Origin of the sequence: Paraglaciecola arctica (assembly GCF_018861065.1) — a bacterium.
GTDB lineage: Bacteria > Pseudomonadota > Gammaproteobacteria > Enterobacterales > Alteromonadaceae > Paraglaciecola > Paraglaciecola arctica_B.
Genome location: NZ_JAHKQO010000036.1, coordinates 107,546 through 128,030 on the forward strand (window position 1 = coordinate 107,546; position 20,485 = coordinate 128,030).

Annotated in this window: 16 protein-coding genes; 10 read left to right on the forward strand and 6 right to left on the reverse strand. The window is 40.8% G+C overall.

Translation table 11 applies throughout. The features are described 5' to 3' along the window. Positions 1–41 precede the first annotated feature (41 nt). The 3 genes from rpiA (at position 42) to KO534_RS13795 (ending at position 2,546) form a co-directional block, all read left to right on the forward strand. The gene (rpiA, locus tag KO534_RS13785) at positions 42–698 is read left to right on the forward strand and encodes a ribose-5-phosphate isomerase RpiA (protein WP_215930244.1); all 657 of its coding nucleotides are present in this window, start codon (positions 42–44) and stop codon (positions 696–698) included. A 244-nt stretch (positions 699–942) separates the two neighbouring features. Next, the gene (locus tag KO534_RS13790; RefSeq protein ID WP_215930245.1) at positions 943–1,374 is read left to right on the forward strand and encodes a GNAT family N-acetyltransferase; all 432 of its coding nucleotides are present in this window, start codon (positions 943–945) and stop codon (positions 1,372–1,374) included. Positions 1,375–1,658: 284 nt separating this feature from the next. After that, positions 1,659–2,546: an SDR family NAD(P)-dependent oxidoreductase gene (locus KO534_RS13795; RefSeq protein WP_215930246.1), complete on the forward strand. Its 888-nt coding sequence runs from the start codon at positions 1,659–1,661 to the stop codon at positions 2,544–2,546. Positions 2,547–2,628: 82 nt separating this feature from the next. On the opposite strand, the gene mtnK is transcribed toward KO534_RS13795, so the two are convergent. Next, positions 2,629–3,873 carry an S-methyl-5-thioribose kinase gene (mtnK, locus tag KO534_RS13800; protein ID WP_215930247.1) on the reverse strand — a complete coding sequence of 415 codons (1,245 nt, stop codon included), beginning with the start codon at positions 3,871–3,873 and terminating at the stop codon, positions 2,629–2,631. Between the two features lie 66 nt (positions 3,874–3,939). Then, positions 3,940–5,115 carry a dipeptidase gene (locus tag KO534_RS13805; RefSeq protein ID WP_215930248.1) on the reverse strand — a complete coding sequence of 392 codons (1,176 nt, stop codon included), beginning with the start codon at positions 5,113–5,115 and terminating at the stop codon, positions 3,940–3,942. A 232-nt stretch (positions 5,116–5,347) separates the two neighbouring features. On the opposite strand from KO534_RS13805, the gene KO534_RS13810 reads away from it, so the two are divergent. After that, on the forward strand, positions 5,348–6,145 hold the full coding sequence (locus KO534_RS13810; protein WP_215930249.1) for a substrate-binding periplasmic protein: 798 nt from the start codon (positions 5,348–5,350) through the stop codon (positions 6,143–6,145). 36 nt (positions 6,146–6,181) lie between these two features. On the opposite strand, the gene KO534_RS13815 is transcribed toward KO534_RS13810, so the two are convergent. Continuing rightward, positions 6,182–7,081 (reverse strand): LysR family transcriptional regulator, encoded by a 900-nt coding sequence (locus tag KO534_RS13815; protein WP_215930250.1) that lies wholly within the window; start codon positions 7,079–7,081, stop codon positions 6,182–6,184. A gap of 154 nt (positions 7,082–7,235) precedes the next feature. Here KO534_RS13815 and KO534_RS13820 point away from each other — a divergent pair, with 154 nt between their 5' ends. The 6 genes from KO534_RS13820 to KO534_RS13845 all read left to right on the forward strand — a co-directional run bounded on the left by KO534_RS13820 (position 7,236) and on the right by KO534_RS13845 (position 16,760). Continuing rightward, entirely contained in the window at positions 7,236–8,234 is a 999-nt protein-coding gene (locus KO534_RS13820; RefSeq protein ID WP_215930251.1) for an NADP-dependent oxidoreductase, read from the forward strand. 515 nt (positions 8,235–8,749) lie between these two features. Continuing rightward, entirely contained in the window at positions 8,750–11,809 is a 3,060-nt protein-coding gene (locus KO534_RS13825) for a TonB-dependent receptor (RefSeq protein ID WP_215930252.1), read from the forward strand. Between the two features lie 364 nt (positions 11,810–12,173). Continuing rightward, on the forward strand, positions 12,174–13,046 hold the full coding sequence (locus tag KO534_RS13830; protein ID WP_215930253.1) for an NAD(P)-dependent oxidoreductase: 873 nt from the start codon (positions 12,174–12,176) through the stop codon (positions 13,044–13,046). Between the two features lie 151 nt (positions 13,047–13,197). After that, positions 13,198–13,554, forward strand: a complete 357-nt coding sequence (locus KO534_RS13835; RefSeq protein WP_215930254.1) for a cupin domain-containing protein — start codon at positions 13,198–13,200, stop codon at positions 13,552–13,554. Between the two features lie 198 nt (positions 13,555–13,752). Beyond that, positions 13,753–15,993, forward strand: a complete 2,241-nt coding sequence (locus KO534_RS13840) for a heparinase II/III domain-containing protein (protein ID WP_215930255.1) — start codon at positions 13,753–13,755, stop codon at positions 15,991–15,993. A gap of 302 nt (positions 15,994–16,295) precedes the next feature. Beyond that, positions 16,296–16,760, forward strand: a complete 465-nt coding sequence (locus KO534_RS13845; protein ID WP_215930256.1) for a hypothetical protein — start codon at positions 16,296–16,298, stop codon at positions 16,758–16,760. Between the two features lie 27 nt (positions 16,761–16,787). Here the strand turns inward: KO534_RS13845 and KO534_RS13850 are convergent, their stop codons facing one another. The 3 genes from KO534_RS13850 to KO534_RS13860 all read right to left on the reverse strand — a co-directional run bounded on the left by KO534_RS13850 (position 16,788) and on the right by KO534_RS13860 (position 20,377). Continuing rightward, complete coding sequence (locus KO534_RS13850) at positions 16,788–17,864, reverse strand: class I mannose-6-phosphate isomerase (RefSeq protein WP_215930257.1); 1,077 nt, start codon at positions 17,862–17,864, stop codon at positions 16,788–16,790. Between the two features lie 73 nt (positions 17,865–17,937). Next, positions 17,938–19,179 (reverse strand): Nramp family divalent metal transporter, encoded by a 1,242-nt coding sequence (locus KO534_RS13855; RefSeq protein ID WP_215930258.1) that lies wholly within the window; start codon positions 19,177–19,179, stop codon positions 17,938–17,940. A 187-nt stretch (positions 19,180–19,366) separates the two neighbouring features. After that, positions 19,367–20,377, reverse strand: a complete 1,011-nt coding sequence (locus KO534_RS13860) for a LacI family DNA-binding transcriptional regulator (protein WP_215930259.1) — start codon at positions 20,375–20,377, stop codon at positions 19,367–19,369. Positions 20,378–20,485: the final 108 nt, after the last annotated feature.

Below are 20,485 nucleotides of genomic sequence, written 5' to 3' on the forward strand. Positions count from 1 at the left end.
CTTAACAAAGTGGTTATCAAACTGAACAGGCCTTAAACCCCATGACACAAGACGAAAAAAAGCAAGCAGCAGCTCTAGCGGCCATAAAATATGTCAAAGACGACTCTATTGTAGGTGTTGGAACTGGTTCAACTGTCAATTATTTCATTGACGCTCTGGCTGATATCAAACATAAAATTCAAGGGGCAGTGTCGAGCTCGGAAGCCTCTACAGAGCGTTTAATTGCCATGGGCATTGAAGTGTTTGATCTCAATTCAGTAGACAAATTTGATATCTACGTAGACGGCGCAGACGAAATCACCCAGCACAAACATATGATTAAAGGCGGCGGTGCGGCTCTAACCAGAGAAAAAATTGTCGCGGCTGTGGCAGAAACCTTTGTATGTATCATTGATGATACCAAACAAGTCCCTATGCTCGGCCAATTTCCCTTGCCGGTCGAAGTGATCCCTATGGCTCGCTCTTATGTGGCCCGAGAAATAGTCAAACTTGGAGGCGATCCTGCCTATCGACAAGGTGTGATCACCGATAATGGCAATGTGATTTTAGACGTACACAATTTAAAAATTCTTAATCCAGTTGAACTAGAAAAACAACTTAATGCAATTGTGGGCGTGGTTACCAACGGACTATTCGCACATCGCTCAGCGGATGTGGTTTTGGTAGGCACTGAAAGTGGTGTTGAAACGATAGATTAAATTTTGGTTCGAACACTAAAAGGGCGAGAAAGATGCCTCAAGGCCCCATTTCAAAAGGTTAATTTAGCTGTAGGAGGGCCGATTATCGTTTCTTACAGCTAAATATTGCCTGTCTAAAAAGATAAACAATTTTTAAATTAGTTACGTTTTGCAACATCTCAGTTTTGGACAATTTATACATTGTTAAGCTAAAATTCGCACTCGCGGCTGCGCTTCTATTTCAGTCAACTTGAGAGAAAACATAATGACTATAGAAAATGTGCTTCCCAAAGATTACGCAGAATTGCTTAGAGTTTGGGAAAATTCAGTCCGAGCAACCCATGACTTCATAACAGAAGAAGATATAGCGTTTTTTAAACCTATAATCATCGAGCAGGCTTTTCCTGCAGTGACCTTGAAGTGCGTTAAAAATAAACAGAATGTCATCCTAGGTTTTGTGGGTATTCATGATTCAAAGGTAGAAAAGCTGTTCATCTTAAATGAAGCAAGAGGGCAAGGTGCAGGTAAAGTGCTTCTGCAATATGCGATAAAGCAGTTGGGCGCAACCAAGGTAGACGTGAACGAACAAAATCCATTGGCAGTTGGTTTCTACGAACATATGGGTTTTAAGACGGTTTCGCGCTCACCTCTCGATGATATGGGGAAACCTTTTCCAATTTTGCATATGACACTTTAAAGCTCGGTTCGTCGTTACCAAGTTTGTTAGAAGAAACGCCTAAAGCTAATAACTTTGGGCGTTTCCGTTTGTACACTAAAACAGCTACCAGAGTGTTTACCTGTGAATATTAATGCTGAGAGAAGCCCCCAGCGCTTGCATGTTGTAAGCTGATATCGCAGCTTATATTCACCCCGTGAAGACTCCCCAATTAGCCAAATAAAGTATTTTTGCGATCCCCCTCCCCTTAGTATCGTTGTTACATACGTCATTTAGAAGTTATTTAGAAACTAAGGGTTATCATCATGTCGAATCAATTTGCGGGTAAAACAGCCATTATTTCCGGTGGTGCAGGAGGCATTGGCTTTGCACTTGCCGAAGAATTTGGACAATTGGGTATGAATATAGTCATTGCCGATATCGACCAAAATCAACTGACTGAGGCGCAACGTAAGTTACAAGAGACGAATATACCAGTCTTAGCTTGCGCATTGGACGTTACCAATTACCAACAGTGGCAAGAGACTGTCACAGCAGCACAGAACAAATTTGGCAATATTCATATGTTGGTGAACAACGCTGGTGTAGGTGGTGTGCCTGGCTCGGTAGAAGATACCAAACTCGAAACATGGAAATGGGTAATGGACGTGAATGTAATGGGTGTAGTCAATGGTACACAAGCTGTTGCCCCAAGTATGAAACAACATAATGAAGGCGGTTGGATCATCAACGTTGCATCAATGGCGGGCATGAACGGTGTCCCCTATTCTGGCGCTTATGCGGCTTCAAAAGCGGCAGTGGTTTCTATGTCAGAAAGTTGGGCTGGCGAGTTGAAAAGGCATAATATTGCAGTGTCAGCCTTATGCCCTGCTTTTGTTAAAACTCGAATTCATGAGTCACTTCGCAACCTTCAAGATGAATACCAAGAAGTAAAAGACCAAGGAGCGGCAAAAGCAGCCACGTCCCAAGGAGTCAATAAAGCAAAAGAACTAGTGGAGTCGGGTATTCCTACTTCAATGTTAGCAAAACGTGTAGTTGAAGCGTTGCAATCCGGACAAACATACATTTTTACTCACCCCAATTTCCGAGCACCTATCGCTTATCGTTCATCCCTGCTAGATGCGGCATTTGCTGATGCTGAAAACAGCCCCATTGTCAGTCATCTTAAGGATGATGAAATCAAGATGTTATAGCTATAGTCAAACCGCTACGACTATCAATTACTCGTGGCGGTTTTAATGCCGCCAAAGATGCAATATTTACTATTGGCGAAACTTATGAAGCGGCAAAACTTTCTGCCAGTTTATTAACGTCGGCAATATTTTTATAGGCATTACGGTTTAATAACATGGAAGTAGCCATTTTAAGGGACTGAGTTTCTAGTTTTGCGCGAAACGACTGTTCTTCAAATTGCATCAAATCAGGTACTTTTGCGACCCCTAAAATTCTGCGCATCATCTTACATGCAGCAAAGCCTAAACTATCCGCTAACACTTGTTGCAAAAAGGACTGCCTGAATATTTGATGGCTGTCGCCGCTAAGATCTTTACCCATAAACGGGTTTGGTGCAGATCGCTCATGTTCAAACCACAATGATAGAAATTTGCCTTCAAATTTATACCAAATATCGTCAATGGTCTGCAGTAGCCAACGACTGTAATTAACAGATTCAGCCGACGAGTGATGAGCATGTGAAAAGTAGCATAAATATAGATTTCCAATCAGCGCTCCAAGATCAAACCCCATTGGGCCGACAAACGAAAACTCAGGATCAATAACAAAGGTTTCTAATTGATTCACCATCACAGAACCCGTGTGAAAATCCCCATGCAACAAGGCTTCTGGCTTAGTCATAAAAGTGTATTTCATGTCTGCAACATGCTTTCGAACAATAGGGTTTTTCTGAATAGAATCGACCACCGTTTGGGATAGAGCTGGATTATAGGCATTCATTTCGTGATGTTCGAACGGGTAAGTAAACACAAACTCTTCAGTTATTTTACACATTTCCTGATTATGGCTATTGCTCATCAGTGCCTTCTTTTCAAGTGAAGACAAGGCAAAACTAGAAGAATAAAATAAAGTCTCAGCCAGAAAAGTAGATAAGTCTTCTGCCAGTCTCGGTAAATAGTGCCCTTGTATTAGTTGCGAGCGTAAAATATCGTGCTGACTTAGGTTTTGCATAATAACCACAGACAACACTTCAGATTGATAATATAGCTCGGGTAGCATTTCTGGGCATACGCTGGATTGATAATTTAAGGCATTAATTTCAGCGGTCATTCTTTGGCGGGTTAAGGGCCATTGTTCTCCCATCACTTTAATATACGGCGGAGCTTGTTTGATAAAAACAGATTGACTCGGCTCTTGTTTGTTACTCACCACAAAGGCAAAATTCATGTTGCCATCGGTTATTTCCTGTACCTCTAGATGATCGAAACTCGAAAACCTGTGCTGGATTTCAGGTAAAGAACGCAGGTAATCAGTAAGATTAAGGCGGCTAAGTTGAAAATATTCCATTCAGAAAGGTACACCTTTGATTACATTAAAAAAATTGATAGATAATTGAGTGCCATTGCGCGGCATTTAGTCTGGCAAATGAGCTTGTAAGTAACGCAACATGTTGCCCCCCATGACCTGTTTAATTTGTAGCTCACTAAGCCCTAAATCTAACAAAGCTTGAGTTAAATACACTAGCTCCGACGTATCAAATGGCACACTGGTGGCACCATCATAATCTGAGCCAAGGGCAATATGTTCACTTCCTACTAATTCGATACCATATTTAATCGCTTTCGCTATTTCAATTACGTTAGGCTCACACACTGCACCATCCCAGTAACCCACTGCAATTAGACCGTCGTTGGCTGCAATTTGTTGCATCAAATCGTCAGAGATATTTCTTGCTGAGGGGCAATGTCCGTAAAATCCAGTATGGCTTATGAGTAAAGGCTGATTACTCATCGCCAAAATATCTTTGACTACTTGCTCAGATGAATGAGACACATCCAACATAACCCCTATAGAGCGCATTGTTTGTATGGCGTTTTTTCCAAATTCAGTTAACCCCTCACCACTTACGCCATGTAATGAGCCACCTAACTTGTTATCAAAAAAGTGCTGCAAACTCATCATTCGAAAGCCACTATCAAATAAACGTTGGATGTTGCTTAAGTCTCCATCAAGTGCATGTGAGCCTTCTGTGCCTAACAACATACCCAATAATTTAGGGTTAACTTTACGCTTCTCAAGAAATTGTGATAAATCCGATTTCGAAGTAATTAGCGACACTTGCTCCGGAAACCGCTCAGCTAGCGCTAATGCTTTACTCGCCTGAAACAAAGCTCGCTCAGCTAAACTATCCCAAGTACTGATAGGCCATAGGTTAACTAATGCAAGTTTTGTTATATTGTCGCTGGCATCAGTGCTATTTTCTTCATAGTTGATGCCGTCAGGCGATTTAGTCACAGTGGTAAACATTTGTAATGCAACATTACCTTGTTGCAAACGAGGAATATCAACATGTCCGTAATCATGTTTATCTATTAAATCTCTTTTCCACATTAAAGAATCACTGTGCCAATCACCGATAAACAGCTTGCCATGTAAAGCCCGGGCTTGCTCGGATATCACTGGCAAATTTGAATCATGCAAGCGGTTGGTTTGTCTATCTAATTGCGCGGGAAAAAACACAAAAAAAGCAATAACTGCAAGTATGACTATAATGGCGACAACTTTATAAGTAGCTTTTTTAGAAGGCATAATTAGTAATCTAGTGGTTAAGAATCATTAAACGATACAATCTTCGTTCATCCAATAAATGTCAAACTTAATTGTAAATTCCGATAACCGCCTGCTCACCCCAATTTTAATTCAATTGACAGTTTTTTATTGCCACAGGTTTGTTAAACTTCGGGAAAAATATGTATCAAGCTTGTTTTTTGATATTTAATTTTCACTTTCCTTACTTCGCGGTTTTACAATTAGGTATGGCATGAAGAACCCATTTAGCGTGTTATGGTTATTGAATCTCCTCATTATTTTATTTTCCACTCGTTTATCTGCGCTACCTTCACCTCCTCTGAGATTCTTAACTGAACATAGCCCGCCAGGTGAATATATAAATGAAGAAGGGGTCGTAACGGGTGTCACCGTAGAATTGATCCGCATATTGCAACAGCGCCTTGATGAACCAGGCGAGATAAACATACTACCTTGGGGCAGAGCCATGAAAATAGCTCGGCAAGAAACAGGGCTCGCATTGTTTGAAACAGCGCGAACTGCAGAGCGAGAAGGTTGGTTTAAATGGGTGGGGCCACTGCAAAGCTATACTGTTTCACTGTATGGCCTAAAACAGCGAATTATACATAAACCCGATATAAAAACGGCTCCCCAAAAATATATTGCGTGCACCTATCGCAATTCTGCAATTATTACTGAAATAGAAAATTTAGGTTTTCATATCGATAGAAATTTGATCCTAACCAGTAAAATAGGAGACTGCCAAAAAATGGTATTGCTAGGACGCGCAGATGTAACTCCTGTTAGCGACTTAGGATTAGATAACTTTGTATCCAAAGCGACACAAATGGGTGACAAATTGATACCTGTAGCCTTTTTAGCCAAGCGCCAACGTTATCTCGCGTTTTCACTAGATGTTGATTCTAAACGTATCAATAACTGGCAAAATGCATTAGAGCAGAGCTATCTCGACGGCACCATGCGGCGACTCTATCAACCGGTATATCCCGAATCTGTCATTAAACGTCTTGAAGAGTTTGCGAAAAAATAATGGCCAAAAACGTTTAAAATGAATACCTGAGGGATGCTATTGTTTCACTCGCGCTACCAAAAAATCCACTGCAGCTTTCACTTTAGGTACTAAGTATCTTTGTTTCTGATACAACAGATACACTGCCATATCGTTGTTTTGACTAATTTGCACGGTCGGCTCTACCTTTAACTCCAACAGCTCACCACTTGTTAAATACTGTGCCGCTGACCACCTTGGGGCCATCAATATGCCTTTGCCTTTAGCTGCGAGTTCACCTAACCATTTTCCATTATTTGATATTGCGACTTGAGGAGCAGAAACGTCATGCCATTGATTATTGAGGTAAGCCAACCAAGGTGTAGGACCATTAGGTGTACGAAAATATAGACCTTTGTGTTTTTTCAATTCAAGCGCATCTTTTGGGGTTCCCATGTTTAACAGATATTGCGGAGAGGCAACAGGTACAAACTGATTCCCCATTAGTTTGATAGCTAACACTCTTTCGTTTGGTGCATAACCGCCTCTAATTGCAATATCCACGTCGTCTCTGCCTAATGTAGACAACTCATCACTTAGACTCACATCGAGTACTATTTCAGGGTAAAGTTGGCTGAACTCTTCTAGTAGAGGCAGTAAGATACGCTCTCCAAATCCAACCATGGAGCTGATGTGCAAGTGTCCCATTGGTTTAGCCTGATAACTACGCACCGCTTCATTACTTTGTTCCAGTTGCTGCAGGATATCGGCCACTTGCTTATAATAACGCTGCCCAACCTCAGTGAGTTTAACGTCACGTGTAGAACGCTTTAACAGCGTCGCGCCTAAGCTACTTTCCAAATCTGCAACCCTTCTTGACAATGAGGAAGGTGGCACACCGAATAATCTTGCAGCTTTGGTAAAACTGCCCATTTCTGCAACTTTACTGAAATAGCGTAACGCTCGGATTTGATCCATTAGATTCCTTCAATCTCAATCCCAAATTCTAATTATTGTCTTTATAACAATAAAGATAGCCTTTTTCAGCTATATATCTTGCAATTTTAATTGGCAATACTAAAGGTCATGGCACAATTCAATTCACGCAACCACACAATGGAGAATGCGATACATGAGTACATACACTGCGATTAATCTAGTTGCCCGCCCTGCCCCTGGCCCTATTGGTTCAGAACTTTTTGAAATAGTACAAAAGCCCATTCCAAGCGCTGGTCCTGGACAAATATTAATTAAACAAACCCATATGTCGCTAGATCCCGCGATGGTTGGATGGATGAATCCCGATCCAGAAAGTTATATCCCACCCGTAGCACTTGGAGACGTTATGCGCTCTTCAGGAATTGCTGAGGTAATCGAAAGTAACCACCCCGACTTTAGTGTTGGAGACCGTGTAATGGGTATGACAGGATGGACTGAATATGTCCTAAGCACAGGCGAAGGCCTCAGAAAAGTACAACCGGGATTAGATCCGGAAATGGTGCTATCTGTTTTTGCACTTCCTGGTTTAACTGCAACCCAAGGTCTTTTCGGTTTTGGCAATCCCAAGGCTGGCGAAACAATAGTTGTTAGTGGCGCTGCGGGTTCAGTGGGTTCAATAGTGGGTCAATTGGCTAAAGCGGAAGGCCTCAATGTTATTGGGGTAGCAGGCTCTGACGAAAAGTGTGATTGGATTGCCAACGAGTTAGGTTTTGATGGCGCGATCAACTACAAAACAGACGATATTGATGCAAAGTTATCAGAGTTAGCGCCCAAAGGAGTAGACATTTACTTTGAAAATACTGGTGGCCCTATCCAGCATCATGTAATCGAACATATGAATGCTCACGGCCGAGCAGTAGTGTGTGGCATGATTTCAGATTACACAGCCGAAACACCGAGTGCCGGTCCTAACTGGATACCAATAATCAAAAAACGTATCACTATTCAGGGCTACGCTATGCCTGACCATTTTGCACAGCTGCCAGAATTAGTTGCTAAACTCACTCCCTATGTGATGCAAGGTAAAATAAAACACCGTGCACATGTATTGAATGGCTTAGAGTCGGCAGTGGATGGTTTAAACATGTTATTAACAGGTGCCAACAAAGGTAAACTAATAGTTAAATTGTAAAACCAATTTATATAACCTTCATGTATATTTATTAAACAAACACCTCCAAAATCTGGAGGTGTTTGTGCGCTTTTTGATAGAAACTGTGTGACCCTACACAAAAATCAGCGACTTTTTCTTAAATATCTTCAAAAAATTTCTCTTCAAAACGTAAAGTGTTTTTATCTATATTATTCCAATCCTACCTATCCAACGGTTTGCCTTAACCAAATAAAAAACACACTCAACAAGGCGCTTAAGCCCTTAATACAAAGGCTTTCAGATTATTTTTCATTTAGCAGCAGAAACAACTCTCGCTTAAAGATATTACCAATACTTAACAAACTCTCCGTATTGGTATTACCAAAATAATACCAATCTTTAAATATTGGAATAACAAAATATTGACATGACATGCATTAATTGGTTAGTTTATAGCACAAGCTTGAAACATATTGTTTACAACTCAAACAAAATGTAAACAAGTAAAATCTCACATAACGAATAACACTTATTGCACAGTGAATGGAGAACGCATGAAAACTAAACTAAATAAAATCAGCTCCGTACTTAAGAGTACCAGCGCACATTCAGCGATCTACAGCGCAGCTGTAGTCGCAATTTTGGCAGCTCCCACAGTTTCAGCACAAGAAGCGGCTCCCGAACAAGCTGTTGAAGTCATCGAGGTTTCAGGAATTCGTAGCTCACTTACGAGCGCATTGCTTGAAAAACGTGAATCAACCAACCTAATTGAAATAATTGAAGCAGAAGATATCGGCAAATTACCCGACCAAAACTTGGCGGAAGTATTAGAAAACGTAACAGGAATTCAAATTACAAGAACAGCTGGTGTGGGTACTGGTGTTCAGATTCGTGGTTCAAATTCGAACAATGTTCTAATAAACGGCGTGCAAACAGTAGGCGCAGGAACAGGACGTGGCGGTATAAGTTTTGAAGACGTTTCAGCGTCAATCATCGCTGGTGTCGAGGTGACAAAAGCTTCTGAGGCCAAAACAATTGAAGGCTCTGTAGGCGGTACAGTTAACTTAAGAACTATTCGTCCGTTAGAACTCAGCGAGCAATTAATTAATGTTCGTATTCAAGGCGAAGACAGTAGCTTAACAACTGACGGCATCCAACCACGCTTTTCAGCAGTATATGGTGATAACTGGGACACTGATAGCGGTAAGTTTGGTTTTGTTATGAGTGGCAGTGTAACACGTCAAGAATCTTCATCTTTCCGTCCTCGTGTTGACCGTGATGGTAGTTTAGTCGAAAACTGTGATGCAGTTGTTGTTCGTAGCGGAAGCGTTGAAGACGTTGCTGACCGCCCCGTTTGTCAAGATTTCGATTTCCTTGGAATTCAGTTCTTAAATCAAGAATACGAAAACTATGAGTACGAAACCACTAACATTTCATCAACCTTCGAATTCGCTCCAAACGATAACACTAAATTTTTCTTAGATGTTGTATTAACTGATCAAGAGCGTCGTCAGGATAGTACCCGAGTTCAGGGTTCGGGTGTAAGTTCAGTACTTAACCAAAACTTACCGACTGAATTTGAAACAATTAACTTTGGCTCTTTAGATGGTGTGGAACTTGGCAGTATCCAAGCGGCAGTGCGTGGTGTTGTCGAGCCCGATTTAGCTAAGGATGACGATGATCCTAATTTACGTTTTAGTAGTGACACTGGTGCACGTTTGACAGATACCAGCCTATTCCGCTTCGGTGGAGAGTGGCAGGGTGACAATTTATTCGCTAGTTTTGAAATATCTTCAGCTAGTTCTGATACCACAAATCCAAATTTAAGCACCACTTTAAACTTCATTAACCCGCACGCTCCATTAGACGGTCTTGATGAAGACGGCAACATTACTTCAAACACAAGTAATGATAACGCTGTGCCATTTATCTATGATTTAACAGGTGGAGCCTTAACCTTTGGTATCAACTTTGATTCACCATTTGCGCCAACTGTTGCAGAATTATTGGATCCTGCCAACGTTGTATTAGATCAGGTTGATGTGGGCCGTAATGAAACAAACAACTCATTAGACGCCGCTCGTGCAGATTTCAGTTATTATTTAGAAGACTCTCCTGTTACTTCTATCGATTTTGGTTTACGTGTCAGCAAACGCGAAAGTACCTACAATCAAATAACTGATAGAATTGGTGGCTTCAGTAAGATGGTAGATAGCCCAAGTGGTTCACTGTTCTCGGATATTTTAGTCGCTGGACCTAGTAACTTTGGCGACGCTGATGGTCGTGAATTGGCAATGCGAAACTTCATTATCATCGATCCAGATTTAGCCTTTAACAATCCTGATTTTGTTTTAGACACCTTAGAATCTGCGCTAATTGCTCATGACTCTTCACCTGACTTGTCATCGTTATCTCCGTCATCTTCAGCATTTTTTAGTATTTCTGAAGAGACTCAAGCTATATATGCACAAGCAAACTTCGAGTTCGAAAACGTTGTTGGTAACATAGGTGTAAGACACCTGAAAACAACTGTTGATTCCACAGGTAATACTATTACTGACAGTGGCTCAGAATTAACGACTATTTCTGGTGATTACAGCTATACCTTACCCAAAGTGAATATTGTGTTTACGCCACATGATGAAGTAGTGTTGCGATTAGGTTGGGGTCAAGATATTCGTCGTCCAGATTTTTCTGATTTGAATACCTCTGTGTCTTTCCCTTCTAACATTAACCAGTCGGTTTCAATCGGTAATCCTGGTTTAGAGCCACAAGAGATCACCACTTTAGATTTATCTGCCGAGTGGTATTTTACTGAAGCGGCTGTAGTGAGCATCGGTTATTTCGATAAAGAAATCAGTAACCTGTTCGTTTCTACTTTGGATTCTTCACCAACAGATGCTAACGGTTTCTTTTCTACCGATCCTTCGTGTTCTGGCGGTGGTATCTATAACCCTGCAGCACAAGGCGATGATTTCCTTGCTCCTTTAGGTGTAACTGGTGCTTGTGTAGATAAAAATACTCAAGTAAACGACCCGGCTAAAACCACACAAACAGGTATCGAAATGGCGGTTCAATATGATCTGTCTAGTTTTGAAGATGATTTAGGATGGGCGTCTGGCTTTGGTTTTATGGCTAACTATACCATCCAAGAATACAAAGGTGGTTCAACGGTTAATGCTTCCGCAGGTCGTGGTACTGATATCTTTAACGCCATTAACGGCATTTATGATGATGCTGATTTTGTAACAGTTAATGCCGTTCAAGGTCTTTTAGATTTCTCTGAAAATGCATATAACGTGACAGCTTATTATGAGAAGTTTGGTTTATCTGCACGACTTCGTTACACATGGCGCGAAGCTTTCCGTACCGATGATACTGCAGGTGGTGCATCACGTAACTCAACTTTAGGTTTCCCAGTTTATACTCACGACCGCGGACAACTTAATGCAAGTGTTAGCTATGATGTTAACGAACAACTAAACATAGGCGTCGAAGCGGTTAACTTAACTGAGTCTGATATTACACAATCTTGTGTAAATGAAGATGCGATGCTGTGTTTCCAAGGATTGGCTGACCGTCGCATAACCTTTGGCGCTAGCTACCGTTTCTAAAGTCTAGAATTCGATAGTAAGGGACCACTAAAGCGCTTTTCTTGGCGCTTCGCTACCTCCAGTATGAAACTGGGGGTAGCAAATAACTTCTGTGACGCTAGGTTTAAAGTAGTTAAAATAAGATTCGTAATGTAAATAAAATCACAGTAATTTGTGGAAGTTACGCAGCATCAAATTATTACCAGCCACATTACCAATATTATCAAATATTATTACCAATTGAGTGACCAATAGTGTAAATTAGACGGATGAAAAGTATTAGTCTAACAGCGAATACAAATTAACCCGTTGAGCATGTGATAAACCCAAAGCGCATAGCAAACAGCAAACAGCAAACTAAAATCACTATGAATAGGAATTATTTATGACAAAACCTACCATTGGCTTTATTGGCCTTGGCCTTATGGGCAGTAACATGGTTGAAAACCTTCAAAAAAAGGGTTTTGAACCAATTGTAATGGACCTAAATAAGGACGCAGTTGCCGCCGTGGTTGCTCGCGGAGCCACTGAAGCAGCCTCTCCCGCTGAACTAGCTGCTGCTTGTGATATCGTTATGCTATGCCTAACGACTTCTAATGTAGTTGAAAAGTTAGTCTATGCAGAAGACGGAATATTAGCGGGAATCAAAAAAGACGCTGTCTTAATAGATTTTGGTACCTCTATTCCAGCCTCGACTCGCAAAATCGGTGCCGACCTTGCTAAAAAAGGTGCGGGCATGGTTGATGCAGCACTGGGACGCACACCTGCACATGCTAAGGACGGGCTTTTAAACATCATGGCTTCTGGAGATCAAGCGACCTTTGATAGTGTAAAAGCAATTCTTGAAATGCAAGGTGAGAATGTATTCTATCTTGGAGCACTAGGTGCAGGCCATACAACAAAATTAATCAACAATTTCATCGGCATGACAACTGTTACTGCTATGTCGCAGGCCTTTGCTGTTGCTGAACGTGCTGGTGTAGACCGCCAACAACTTTTCGATATCATGTCTACAGGCCCATCTAACTCACCATTTATGCATTTTTGTAAGAACTATGCGGTTGACGGAGTCAGCGATTTAGGTTTCTCCATCAATAATGCTAACAAAGATTTAGGTTATTTCCTTGAAATGGTAAATGATTTAGGTACCACAGCTAAGATAGCTGAGGGCACCTCAGCTCACCTTCAAGCTGCAGTCGATGCAGGTATGGGAAATGGCAACGTTCCAGAAATTTACGATTATTTTCTTAAATTATAGAAATAATTGAAGAGCGACCAGAAAAACATGATCTGTAAGAATTGTGTTTGATTATTAAGCCTCTTAACTCAGAGGCTTTTTAGTTCTGATGACATTCCGGATAGCTTTTTAAACATAAACTTTCCGCTAACAGGCGAAATAGGAGTTAAATATGAGCCAAAGTGAACACTTTTTATTTGCTGATAAGACAGAAATTGAAGATATTGGCGGCGGTCTAAAACGTCAAATGTTGGGTTATAACCACGAATTAATGGCGGTGAAAATTTGGTTCGAAAAAGGTGCGATTGGCTACAATCATGCACATCGACATTCACAAGTGACTTACGTAGTCGAAGGCGAATTCCATTTTAACATTGATGGGGTCACCCAGATTTTAAAAGCAGGGGATAGCTGCTTGATTCCACCATTTGCAGATCATGGTGCGACTTGCCCAACCGGCGGTATTCTCATCGATACCTTTAGTCCAGCCCGAGAAGACTTCGTGGAAGGTTTATCAGCCCCTGAATAACGGTGACGAATGATTGTGTACTCAAACACCCAATTGGCCTTAACCAAAAGTTTGAGTACGCAACCATATGTTTTGGCTGCCCCCTGCAGATAATCATTTAATCGCAAATACCGAATTTGTGACGGTGAGCAAATCCTCCGATAAAACACATTTTCAAAACTAACAAACTATTTCATTGTTAGAAAAAGGACACCTAAAATGCACTTAAGAAAATTCACAGCACTATTATTGATTGTAGTCGCCATGACGTCACCGCGATTATCACAAGCACAGCCACACCCAAACTTAATATTAACCAAAGAAGGGGTGCAAAAAGTTAGGAATAACTTAGGCAAAGTGCCTTTATTTGATGCCACTGTTCAAAAAGTAAAACAACAAGTTGATGCAGAAATTGCATTTGGAATTGATACTCCTATTCCCAAGGATTTTTCTGGCGGTTACACCCACCAAAGACACAAGATAAATTTCCTGACGGCGCAAAAAGCAGGGGCGCTTTATCAAATATTACAGGATGATAAATATGCAAAATACATTAGGGATATGCTGTTTCAGTATGAAGCTATGTATAAGGATTTACCTGTGCATCCACAAGAGCGCTCTTATGCTCGCGGCAAGCTATTTTGGCAATGCCTAAATGACAGTAACTGGCTGGTTTATATGAGCCAAGCCTACGACGCTATTTACGATACTCTTAGCAAAAAAGAGCGTGACACATTAGAAAATAACCTTTTTAGACCTTTTGCTGACTTTATCTCAATTGGCAATCCGCAGTTTTATAATCGAGTTCACAACCATAGTACTTGGGGTAACGCAGCCGTTGGTATGATTGCCTTAGTAATGGATGACGAAGAGTTATTACAACGTGCATTATATGGTATTGAAGACGATGGCCTTGAAATTGGTGGCAAAGATAATGACGGCGGTTTTATTAAAGTAGCAGGCCAAAAGGCAGGTTTTTTAGCCAACCTAGAAGACCCATTTTCCCCTGATGGTTATTACACAGAAGGCCCATATTACCAACGTTACGCCATGTACCCTTTTTTGATTTTTGGTTTGGCGATGCACAATGCTAAACCTGAGATGCAGGTTTTTGAGCACAAAAATAATGTACTACTTAAAGGGGTGAATGCCCTTCTCAATTTGTCAGATGCCGATGGTGAATTTTTTCCTTTGAATGATGGCCAAAAAGGCATGTCTTATTATACCGCCTCTTTGGTCACAGCTGTTGATATCGCCTATCAATATGGCAATCAAAATCCTCAATTATTAAGCGTTGCTGAAAAACAAAATGAAGTATTATTGGACCAATCGGGCCTTACCGTGGCGATAGGGATCCGCGATGGTAAATCCCAGCCTTTCGTAAAAAATTCGATTAATTTATCCGATGGCCCCGATGGCAAACAGGGCGGCGTTGCTGTACTTCGTTACGGTAATGAAGACCTCACGCTAGTGTTCAAATATGCGGCACAAGGTTTAAGCCATGGCCACTACGATAAGTTATCTTTTTCTTTATATGAAAAAGGTGATGAAGTACTTCAAGATTATGGACTGGCCCGTTTTGTAAATATTGGACAAAAAGGTGGGGGTAACTACCTAAAAGAAAACAAGACATGGGCCAAAACCACCATTGCACATAATACTATTTCACAAAATGAAATGATGCATTTTGGCGGCAAATACGAAACGGCCAGTAAACATCACTCTGAATTGTATTTTTATGATGATTCTAATAAAGACATTCAAGTTGTCAGTGCAACAGAAAGCAACGCTTATCCTGGCACACAATTACACCGCACTATGGCTGTGATTAAGAGTGAAGGATTCAAGAAGCCCTATTTATTGGATATTATGAAAGTAGAGTCTGAGAAACAGAATCAATATGACTTACCTTTCTATTTTATGGGTCAAGTATTGAGCCAAAACTTTGCCTATGAGTCTCCTACAACCTTGTCTCCGTTAGGTAAAAACAACGGTTATCAACATTTATATTTGGAAGGCAAAGGGCAGCCTACTGGCAGCACCACTCAATTTTCATGGTTAGGTCAGGGGAAATATTACACCTTAACTTCGGCCACGAATCAATCTGATGAATTATTACTGACTCGGTTAGGGGCAAATGATCCGGACTTTAATTTGCGCAGAGAAGCCGCGCTGATGATCCGCAGAAAGAATAACGACAACACAACTTTTGCCACAGTTATTGAACCACATGGCAGCTATAGTCCTGTTTCAGAATTGTCAGTCAATTCAAACAGTAACATTGCTGAATTGAAGGTGGTATACGACGACCTAAACTACACCGCCGTTTCAATCGAAGATGTAAAAGGTAATAGCAGTATGTTTATCTTGGCCAATAAAAATGCCGCGGCTAGCAAACAACACAAAGTTAAAATTGCTGGCAAAACTTTCAATTGGACCGGGCCTTATCACTTCAAATAATAATGAAAAGAGGACCCGCTCCTCACCTCACTAATTTATCCAAGCAAGGGCTCTACATACATAGAGCCTTTTCTTTTTTGCATTCTATGCCTGTGACACCGCTCTACGAAAATAGGATAATCGCCAACCAGCAATTTGTATCTATCTCCTATCTTCTACATCCTATCCCCTATCTCGAGACAACAAATAAGCCAAATTTGAGTAGTTATACACTCAAAATTAGGTGTGAATACTCAAGGCCATTCCGTTATATAAACCTATTCTTGAAGCACTAATCTTACTTGACCGATTGAAAAGAAATTATGAATCAACTTTATAAATTTAAGACTATAGATAAGGGCCCTTACCACTACAATCATAAGTTACATAATGTATATGTCTCGAGCTATAGTATCGCCGGCGCAGGCGTATCTAAAATTGAGACAACAAAGTTTGGAATTGGGGGAAAGGGTACACTCACATTGCTTAGGCCGGTCAATTCAGAGACCTCAATATTTCGCACTATTGCGACAACTGGCGCTAGACTAATAGGTCTTAGAGTCATAGGTAAGGCGAGTAAGATCCACCAACAGCAATGGTGTTTGTTGTCATTCGCTGGGGCTAATATTGCGAAGACTAAAACGACTTCAGATCCTTTGCCTGCAGAGAAAGTAACCTTGGGCTATGAAAAAGTAGAATGGGCCTATAGTCATGACTCAAATACTAGGTCTGAGCCCTTCAATATAGCCTATACCGAAATTAAATGGGACTACCCTGCCCCACGCTGAAGCAATTCTATGTGGTTAGTCAGGCTGTTAACTGTTTCCTGGGTAACACTCCAAAATCGACATACCTGTATGTGATTGATATTCAAAGCTGTTCACACCAGCCGGGCGGAAAAAGCGCTCCCAACGCTTTAGTTGAGTCACTTCACCATCAATACAAATTGTTCCCTCTCCTTGAGTCACAATACCAAAGAAAAAAGCCTGCTCTTGGCGCTTAAAACAACCTGTAACAGAGGCTCTTTTTACTGTGAAGCAAGACGTTTTGTCGGCACCGATTAACTCTTCAAGGCAATTCCCCTCGTTATCTGTAGCAAGGGTTTTAGGCAAACAACGAAATTCTGCGTCAATATCTTCAGGGAGAATAGGGTCATAATTAAATACGTCTAATGCTGTTTCAATATCTCTGCCCATAAACCTTGCTTGCTCGGGAATGACAAAACCGCCGCGCTCAAACTCAAACCTGACAGCCAGGTCCGATGGTTCCATAATTTCCAACATGAGTATGCCTGCCCCTAACGCATGAGGGCGACCACCAGGTAGCAGAAACACATCTCCTGGCTTAACTGGAATACGATCGAAACAATTCTCTATGGACTGTATATCTTGTGTTTCAATCCAATGCTTTAACTGTTCTCGACTAGGTGAACGTTGAAAACCGGCGTAAATATAGGGTTCGCTTACATCCTCTCGGGTTTCAAGAATAACGTAAGCTTCAGTCTTTCCACGAGGCATACCCAAGCGCTTTTGTGCGAATTCACGAGTAGGATGCGCTTGAAAATGCAAACGTGTTGCACTATCTAAATATTTAACTAGAGGAATATCGTCCATCGAACGGATAGTGTCATCAGCCTTGCCTAAAAAGTATTCTTGTTTTTTTTGCAATAGGTCTCTAAATGGGACTGACTGACCCGCTTCATCTTGTACCATAGCCAACCCTTCTGACACATGCTCACGACCGACATTGCGAGCCTCTACTGTGGAACCAATCCAGTCCTCAGGAAAACTTGAATCTTGGGGTGCAACTTTGCCTTCAATAGTATCTAGCAATTTGCCACCTTGATAGGTTCGCCAAACTCGATTGGAATCGAACTTCATTATTTGATTCATTGTTTTTTCCATTGCTTCTAGCTGTAATCACTCTTAAGGCAGTCAACTGCTCTTTAAAGCTCACTGTGTTAATTTATAGTGCTGTCAATGTAGCGTAAATACCGTTAAAACTCATATAACTCATAACTAAGGCAAAAACGAAAATTAGCAACAATATCAAATTGATCATTTTTGAAAACTTATGCTCTCCCATTAGTCCTTTTTTATTTCCTAAATAAGCAATACAAAGAACTGTAGCAGGCAAAACTAAGGCACCAAAGGCTTGAGAACCTACCATTACCGCAATAGGCTTAGCGTTAAAAATGGGCACGATTAAACCGAGTAAGGAAATAACTAACGCCATAACTCGGTAACTAGGCCTTTTTAGGTTAGGTTTGCGTTCATAAAAATCGTCCAACAACCAGGGTAACAACGCCACATTAGGAAACTGCGAAGACACACCAGCTGCAATTAAGCCGATTGTAAATATGGCCACTGCTGCAGATCCAGCTAAAGGTTCTAACAAATAAATCATCTGGGTTACATTGACTAAGCTGATTCCCTGAACAAACAACGCTCCTGCCGCCGCTGCCATTATTGAAGTGCTCACAATAAACATCAAAAATGCAGAAAACAGCGCATCTCTATTTTGAGTTTTTAGATCAGCTAAAGTCCAACCGGCTTCTTTGACTAGTATGGTTCGCAAGATAAACAATCCAGAAAAAACTGTCGTTCCTACCATAGAAGCAATGACTAGAAACGCGTTTTTATCAGGCCCAGTGTCAGGCACATTAGGTATCATTCCGTTTAAAATTTCTAAAGCCGGCGGCATCAAAATGAAAAAATTGATTAGAAAACACAAAGCCATAATGGCAACAAAAAACGCTAATACTTTTTCAAATACTTGGGTCTTACCAATTAGAAAAATAATATAAACAAAGGCGATAAAAAACGCTGCGAAATATAGTGGAGCGATACCACCCTCTATAAAATTCTTCGACCACTCAAAACAAACGTCAGCTAAAATCCCCATCACACCGATGACACTTCCGCATATTTGAGTCGTGAGTGCCACTATAAAAAAGCCGCCAACAAGCGGATGAATATTATTCTTAAATGATTGCAGCGCCGTCTGACCTGTTACTAAGGTGAATTTACCAAACAGTTGGATCAAAAAATAGGTAATGGCGCAGGAGATAAATATGGTCCATAACAAAGACATACCATAATCGGCTCCAGCTTTTGCCATGGCGGTCACACTACCTGTGCCCACCGTAAATCCAAATAAGAATATTCCCGGCAGTAGAGATTTTAAAAATGTTTTGATGTTATGCATTGTAAAAATTACCGGAAGTTAGGAAGTGCACGATTACCGTGTAAATTCGAAAAATAAAAGTAATCAAACAACTAAACCGATTTAGTTAATACTTATAGTAACCGTTGTCATCGAGAGCTGTCAATCATTTGGGAGCTCAGCCACGAGAGCTCCGACCAACCATTGGCAGTAAGCAAGAGTTTGTTATTTAAAGTATTTTTTTGCAGGATTGTCGTTCTGTGACAGAACACGCAATCATCAGTTTTTGGGAACCTTTAGCTTTGTCATTTATATTCTCGAGCAGTAACTTAGTTGCCTCTTTACCGATAATATATGGCTCTTGTTTGACCACAGTAATTGGGACTTTGAAAAATTCTGCCATAGGGATATCGTCGAAACCAATGAGTGACACATCTTCGGGAATTGATATTTTTGTTTGGTTTAATTGACTTAAAAGATCAGTAGTAATGGCTAAATGCTGAGTAAAAAAAGCGCTAGGCGCGGCTTTCGATTGTAAGATGCTTATTGGTGAATGTTCGAATCCAGTTTCGCGATGCCAATACTGAATTAGATTTTTATCCAATGCAATATTGTGTTGTTCAAGTGCGGATACATAGCCAAGGTAACGGTCATTTCTTGATTTTACATTTTTGAAATCTTGGGTGACAAAACATATTTTCTTATGTCCTAAGCGAATCAAATACTCGGTTGCGTCGAACGCGGCTTGGCGGTAGTCAGACAAAATGAGATTTTTTTCATTACCATCATGTTCCAACTGAAAGTGAACAATAGGCATACCTTTGTTTATATAGTCAGAGATCAGTTTATTGTTTCCTCCTGACGAGGCAATAATAATGCCATCAACCCTTAATTGATAAAGCGCCTCAAGGGATTTAGCTTCGACGTCAGGGTCAAAATCAGTGTTGTATATTAGTGCGTTATAACCACAAGTTTTACAGAAGTCATCTACTCCACGAATAGTGTGACTAGTATCAAATCCGGTAATGTCTCTTACAATGACACCTATAGTTTTGGTCCTATCTGCTTTTAAGTTTCTGGCGATAGGGTTGGGAACATAATCTAACTCCTTAATCGCTGCTCTAATGCGCTCTTGTGTGTCTTTCGACATGTAATCATAACGACCATTAATGAATTGCGATGCGGTGCTTTTAGATACTGATGCAAGCTGCGCAACGTCTACTAGTTTTACTTTTGCCATAGTCGCTTTTTCTACTGAGGGGTGAAATCTTGTGTTATTAACATACTGCAATATTATGCGAATCAGTTCAATTAATCCGATTTTGTCAGCCTAACAAAATGGTTTAAA

Bases quoted from the DNA above. Each gene is read 5' to 3' on its own strand.
- rpiA (WP_215930244.1), top strand. From the start codon at position 42: ATGACACAAGACGAAAAAAAGCAAGCAGCAGCTCTAGCGGCCATAAAA.
- KO534_RS13790 (WP_215930245.1), top strand. From the start codon at position 943: ATGACTATAGAAAATGTGCTTCCCAAAGATTACGCAGAATTGCTTAGA.
- KO534_RS13795 (WP_215930246.1), top strand. From the start codon at position 1,659: ATGTCGAATCAATTTGCGGGTAAAACAGCCATTATTTCCGGTGGTGCA.
- mtnK (WP_215930247.1), bottom strand. From the start codon at position 3,873: ATGGAATATTTTCAACTTAGCCGCCTTAATCTTACTGATTACCTGCGT.
- KO534_RS13805 (WP_215930248.1), bottom strand. From the start codon at position 5,115: ATGCCTTCTAAAAAAGCTACTTATAAAGTTGTCGCCATTATAGTCATA.
- KO534_RS13810 (WP_215930249.1), top strand. From the start codon at position 5,348: ATGAAGAACCCATTTAGCGTGTTATGGTTATTGAATCTCCTCATTATT.
- KO534_RS13815 (WP_215930250.1), bottom strand. From the start codon at position 7,081: ATGGATCAAATCCGAGCGTTACGCTATTTCAGTAAAGTTGCAGAAATG.
- KO534_RS13820 (WP_215930251.1), top strand. From the start codon at position 7,236: ATGAGTACATACACTGCGATTAATCTAGTTGCCCGCCCTGCCCCTGGC.
- KO534_RS13825 (WP_215930252.1), top strand. From the start codon at position 8,750: ATGAAAACTAAACTAAATAAAATCAGCTCCGTACTTAAGAGTACCAGC.
- KO534_RS13830 (WP_215930253.1), top strand. From the start codon at position 12,174: ATGACAAAACCTACCATTGGCTTTATTGGCCTTGGCCTTATGGGCAGT.
- KO534_RS13835 (WP_215930254.1), top strand. From the start codon at position 13,198: ATGAGCCAAAGTGAACACTTTTTATTTGCTGATAAGACAGAAATTGAA.
- KO534_RS13840 (WP_215930255.1), top strand. From the start codon at position 13,753: ATGCACTTAAGAAAATTCACAGCACTATTATTGATTGTAGTCGCCATG.
- KO534_RS13845 (WP_215930256.1), top strand. From the start codon at position 16,296: ATGAATCAACTTTATAAATTTAAGACTATAGATAAGGGCCCTTACCAC.
- KO534_RS13850 (WP_215930257.1), bottom strand. From the start codon at position 17,864: ATGAATCAAATAATGAAGTTCGATTCCAATCGAGTTTGGCGAACCTAT.
- KO534_RS13855 (WP_215930258.1), bottom strand. From the start codon at position 19,179: ATGCATAACATCAAAACATTTTTAAAATCTCTACTGCCGGGAATATTC.
- KO534_RS13860 (WP_215930259.1), bottom strand. From the start codon at position 20,377: ATGGCAAAAGTAAAACTAGTAGACGTTGCGCAGCTTGCATCAGTATCT.